The organism is Mesorhizobium sp. (assembly GCF_005063415.1).
Lineage (GTDB): Bacteria > Pseudomonadota > Alphaproteobacteria > Rhizobiales > Rhizobiaceae > Mesorhizobium.
Map to the genome: position 1 here is coordinate 1 of NZ_SUEG01000234.1, position 4,965 is coordinate 4,965.

The 4,965-nt window shown below is 63.0% G+C and carries 4 protein-coding genes and 1 pseudogene; 2 read left to right on the forward strand and 3 right to left on the reverse strand.

Translation table 11 applies throughout. The features are described from left to right. Positions 1 to 202: pseudogene (locus E5W70_RS30660) on the forward strand (DNA polymerase Y family protein); the annotation flags it as partial. Next, a complete protein-coding gene (locus E5W70_RS30665) occupies positions 199 to 3,507 on the forward strand; it encodes an error-prone DNA polymerase (RefSeq protein ID WP_292665008.1) in 3,309 nt (1,102 codons plus the stop codon). The pseudogene E5W70_RS30660 and the gene E5W70_RS30665, both read left to right, overlap by 4 nt. Positions 3,508 to 3,589: 82 nt before the next feature. On the opposite strand, the gene E5W70_RS30670 is transcribed toward E5W70_RS30665, so the two are convergent. The 3 genes from E5W70_RS30670 to E5W70_RS30680 form a co-directional block, all read right to left on the reverse strand. Next, positions 3,590 to 3,829, reverse strand: a complete 240-nt coding sequence (locus tag E5W70_RS30670) for a Trm112 family protein (protein WP_292665009.1) — start codon at positions 3,827 to 3,829, stop codon at positions 3,590 to 3,592. An 82-nt stretch (positions 3,830 to 3,911) separates the two neighbouring features. Further along, complete coding sequence (locus E5W70_RS30675) at positions 3,912 to 4,583, reverse strand: LON peptidase substrate-binding domain-containing protein (RefSeq protein WP_292665010.1); 672 nt, start codon at positions 4,581 to 4,583, stop codon at positions 3,912 to 3,914. Between the two features lie 164 nt (positions 4,584 to 4,747). Beyond that, positions 4,748 to 4,965, reverse strand: a 218-nt coding sequence (locus E5W70_RS30680) for a tetratricopeptide repeat protein (protein WP_292665011.1), incomplete at its 5' end; no start/stop codon positions are given.

A 4,965-nucleotide genomic window follows, 5' to 3' on the forward strand; every position in this document is an offset into this window, starting at 1 on the left:
CTATCGGGTCGCGCGCGCCGAAGGGCCGGAGCGCATCGCGCCGGAATGGTGGCGAGAGACGGCGGGACGAGAAGATGCCCCGACCCGGGATTATTTCCGCATCGAGGATGCCGACGGCCGCCGTTACTGGCTCTATCGCCAGGGCCTTTACGGCGCCTCGCAGCCCTCGCCGCGCTGGTTCATGCATGGGATCTTCGCATGAATGCGCTGACGGCCATCCCCTATGCCGAATTCGGCATCCAGTCGAACTTCTCGTTCCTGCGCGGCGCCTCGAAACCGGAGGAGCTGGTGGTCGCGGCAAAATTCATGGGATTTTCGGCGATCGGGCTCGCCGACCGCAACACGGTGGCGGGCGTCGTGCGCGCCTGGCAGCAGGCCAAGGTGGAGGGTGTTTCCTATCATCCCGGCTGCCGCCTGGTTTTTTGCGACGGCACGCCGGACATTCTCGCCTATCCGCGGGACCGCAAGGGCTGGGGGCATCTCTGCCGCATGCTGACGCAGGCCAATCTGCGGGATGAAAACGAAAAGGGAGCGACGCTTCTCAAACAGAACGACCTTCTCGAATGGGGCGATCTCCTGTCGCTGGCCATCCTGCCGGATCTATCGGCGGACGCGGAAACCAGCCTCGCACTGCTTAGCCGGCTCAAGGATCGTTTCGATGAAAGGCTGCGGCTTGCGGTTTCGCCGGATTATTGCGGCAATGACCGCTTCCGGATTGAGCAGGCGGCGGCGATGGCCGAACTGGCCGGCATCCCGCTGATGGCGACCAACGATGTGCTCTACCATACGGTGGAACGGCGCCCGCTGCAGGACGTGCTGACGGCGATCCGCCTCAATGTGCCCGTCGCCGAGGTGGGGCTGGAACTGGCGGCCAATGCCGAGCGTCACTTAAAGCTGCCGCTGGAGATGGCACGGCTTTTCCGCAGGCATCCGCAAGCGCTGGCGGAAACGCTGCGTTTTGCCGGCGAGCTGACCTTCTCGCTTAGTGACCTGCAATACAACTATCCCGACGAGCCGACGGAATCGGGCCTCGGGCCGCAGGCCGAACTGGAAAGGCTGGCCAAGGAGGGAGCCGTCATCCGCTACCCCTCGGGCGTGCCGGGTTTTGTAATGCAGCGCATCGATAAGGAACTCGCTCTGATCGAGCGCCTGAACTACGCGCGCTATTTCCTGACCGTCCACGACATCGTAAAATTCGCCCGCAGCCAGAACATTCTCTGCCAGGGGCGCGGCTCCGCCGCCAACTCGATCGTCTGCTTCTGCATCGGCATCACCGAAGTTGGCCCGGACAAGATCGACACGCTTTTCGAGCGCTTCATTTCCGAGGAAAGAAACGAACCGCCCGACATCGACGTCGATTTCGAGCATGAAAAGCGCGAGGAGGTCATCCAGTACATCTATTCCAAATACAGCACCAAGCGCACCGCGCTGGCCGCCGCCGTCGTCAGCTACCGGGGCCGCTCGGCGATGCGCGAAGTGGCCAAGGCGATGGGCCTGTCGGACGACGTCCGGAGCGCGCTGTCCAGCTCAATCTGGGGCTGGTCGACCTCGGAGCTCGGCGAAAAGGAGACAAAAGCCGGCGGCCTCGATCAGACCGATCCATCGACAAGGCATGTGATCGAATGCGCCAACGAGATCATGGGCTTTCCCCGTCATTTGTCGCAACATGTCGGCGGTTTCGTCATCACCAGGGACCGACTCGACGAGATCGTGCCCATCGTCAAGACCGCGATGGACGAGCGCAAGATGGTCGAGTGGGACAAGGACGACCTCGACGCGGTGAAAATCCTTAAAGTGGACGTGCTGGCGCTCGGCATGCTGACCTGCCTGCAGCGCGCCTTCACCCTGCTCCAGGATCACTATCCGAACGCGCGGGATGAGTACGGCCGGCCTTATGTGCTGGCCACTCTGCCTGCCGAGGACAAACATGTCTACGACATGATCTGCCGCGCCGACACGATCGGCGTCTTCCAGATCGAATCCCGCGCGCAGATGTCGATGCTGCCGCGGCTGCGGCCGAAAAGCTTTTACGACCTCGTCATCGAGGTGGCGATCGTGCGGCCCGGCCCGATCCAGGGCGACATGGTCCACCCCTATCTGCGCCGCCGGCAAGGCAAGGAAAAACCCGAATATCCCAAGCCGGAACTGGAAAAAATACTCGGCAGGACGCTGGGCGTGCCGTTGTTCCAGGAGCAGGCGATGAAGATCGCCATCGTCGCTGGCGGCTTCAGGCCGGGCGAGGCCGATGAACTGCGGCGCGCCATGGCGACGTTCAAGCGCACCGGTACGATCGGCAATTATCGCAAGAGAATGGTCGACGGCATGGTCGCCAAGGGCTACGAAAAAGACTTCGCCGAACGCTGCTTCAAGCAGATCGAGGGTTTTGGCGAATACGGCTTTCCCGAAAGCCACGCCGCCTCCTTCGCCCTGCTGGTCTATGCCTCCTGCTGGTTCAAGACCTTCTATCCCGACGTGTTCTGCGCCGCGATCCTGAATTCCCAGCCAATGGGGTTTTACCAGCCGGCCCAGCTTGTCCGCGACGCGCATGACCACGGCGTCGAGATCCGCGAGGTCGACGTCAATTTTTCCGGCTGGGATTGCGCCTTGGAGCAATCGCCTTTCGATCCGGATCGTATCCTTGATCGCCATGCCCAGATGCGCGGCGTCATCCGGACCAGCCATGCCGTCCGGCTTGGCTTTCGCCAGGTCAAGGGCCTGTCGAAGGAGCGCATGGAAGCGTTTGTATCAAGGCGCGGCGCCGGCTACGCATCCGTGCGCGACGTCTGGCTGCGCTCGGGCCTCAACGTCGACGAGATCGAAAAACTGGCGCAGGCCGACGCTTTCCGCTCGCTTGGATTGAACCGCCGTGACGCTCTATGGGCGGTCCGCGCGCTCGACGGCAAGAGTGCCGCCGAAAAGCTGCCGCTGTTCGACCAGCCGGCGATCCGCTTGCGCGATCTGGAGCCCGAAACCAGGCTCCCGACAATGCCGCTCGGCGAGCACGTCGTCCACGACTACCGCTCGCTTGGCCTGTCGCTGAAGGCGCACCCGGTCGCTTTCCTGCGTCAAAGGCTGGATCGGTCCGGCGTCACGCCCAATGCGCGCCTCGGCCAGGTGCGGGACGGCCGGCGCGTTTCGGTCGCCGGCCTCGTGCTGGTGCGGCAGCGGCCAGGCAATGGCAAGGCGATTTTCCTGACACTGGAAGACGAGAATGCGGTCGCCAACATCATTTTCTGGGAAAGGACTTTCGACCGCTTCCGCCCCATCGTCATGGGCGCGCGTCTCATCCGCGTCACCGGCAAGCTGCAATCGGAATCGGACGTCATCCATATCGTCGCCGAGAAGGTTGAGGATCTGACGCCGTGGCTGTCGGTGCTGCTTGAGCAGGCAAGGCCTGCGGACAAACTGTCGAGCAGTGCGAACGAGGCCCAGCCGGGCAGCATCGCGCAAACGGAACTATTGGGAAAGGCAGAGAAGGTCATGCCCAAGGGGCGCAATTTTCAATAGACCTCATCAGAGCGCTGCTGCGGTGCTGAACTTTGATGCCGGCGGGACAGAGGGAGGCGCGAAAGATCGCCACAGATCGGCCTTATCCTGAGCCACCCAGGCGCGGCGGCGGTGGCATGGCATCATCTATGGCGATGACGCGCGCCTCCGAGGGCAGCATGATCGGAATGCCGTCCCGCACCGGATAGGCAAGCTTTGCCACCCGCGAGATAAGCTCGCCGCGCTCCGGATCCCAGGCAAGCGGCCCCTTGGTCAGCGGGCAGGCCAGCAGTTCCAGCAGCTTGGGATCGACAGTCCTGTTCCCGTCACGTCCATCCGCCATTCGATCCATCCTTCCACAAGGCAATCGGTTAAGGTTTCGAGCGCGGACTTCCTTCTCCCCTTGTGGGAGAAGGAGGGCCAACCTACTGCAAACTCGAACCGAAATCCTCATTGTCGCGCGCCAGCGCCATTTCGGTGATGGCGATCAGCGTTTCGGCGCGTGTCTTCAGATCGGCCGCTTCGAGCAGCGCCTGTTTCTCGGCCGGCCCGTAAGGCGCCATCATCGACAGTGCGTTGACCAGCATGGCGTTTTCGGCGCGGCTGACGCTTTCCCAATCGGCCTCCAGATCGTTGGCCTGCAGATAGGCGCGAAACGCTTTGAGCAGCGCCGGCCGGTCGATCTCGGCTTCTGCCTGGTCGTCGTCGAGATCGGTGAGAAAGGGTGCCAACCGGCACTGGCGGAACGGCGTCTTGACCGTGAGTTCCTGGACAATGCGGAACCGGCACACGCCCTGCAGCGAAATCAGGTAACGGCCGTCGCCGCTTTCGGACAGCGCAATAATGCGCCCGGCACAGCCGACATTGCAGAGCCCCGGCTCGCCGTCGGGACGCAGCGCGCCGTCGAGGCTGGGCTGGATCATGCCGATAAGCCGCGGCCCGGCGATCGCCTCGTCGACCATCTGCAGATAGCGCGGCTCGAAGATGTTGAGCGGCATGCGGCCTCCCGGCAGCAGCAATGCGCCCTCAAGCGGAAAGATCGGCATGGTCGACGGTAAGTCCGCAGCGAGCCGGTAATGCGCGTTTCCCGCCTGCACCTCAATCCTCCGATCGCTTCGTCAGGAAGCGCACCAAATCCGTCTCCTCCCGGCCGGCACAAGGCGCAACACCGAAAACCTGAAATCGAACGCCGTCCGAAAAACCTAATCTGGCGCAGCCGCCGCCCACCGCAAGCCCGCGCGACAAAACAGTCTGCGCCGGCTCAGGAAAAGAGCAGCGACGACAGTTTGCGCCGTGCCGACAGGGTTGCTTCGTCGGTCATGCCCCATGCCTCGAAGAGCTGCAGCAACTGGGTTCTGGCGCTGTCGTCGTTCCACGAGCGGTCGGCCTTGATGATCGCCAGCAGATTGTCGGCCGCCGCCATGCGATCACCCTTGGCGTTCTGGATCATGGCAAGCTCGAACCGTGCCTGGTGATCCC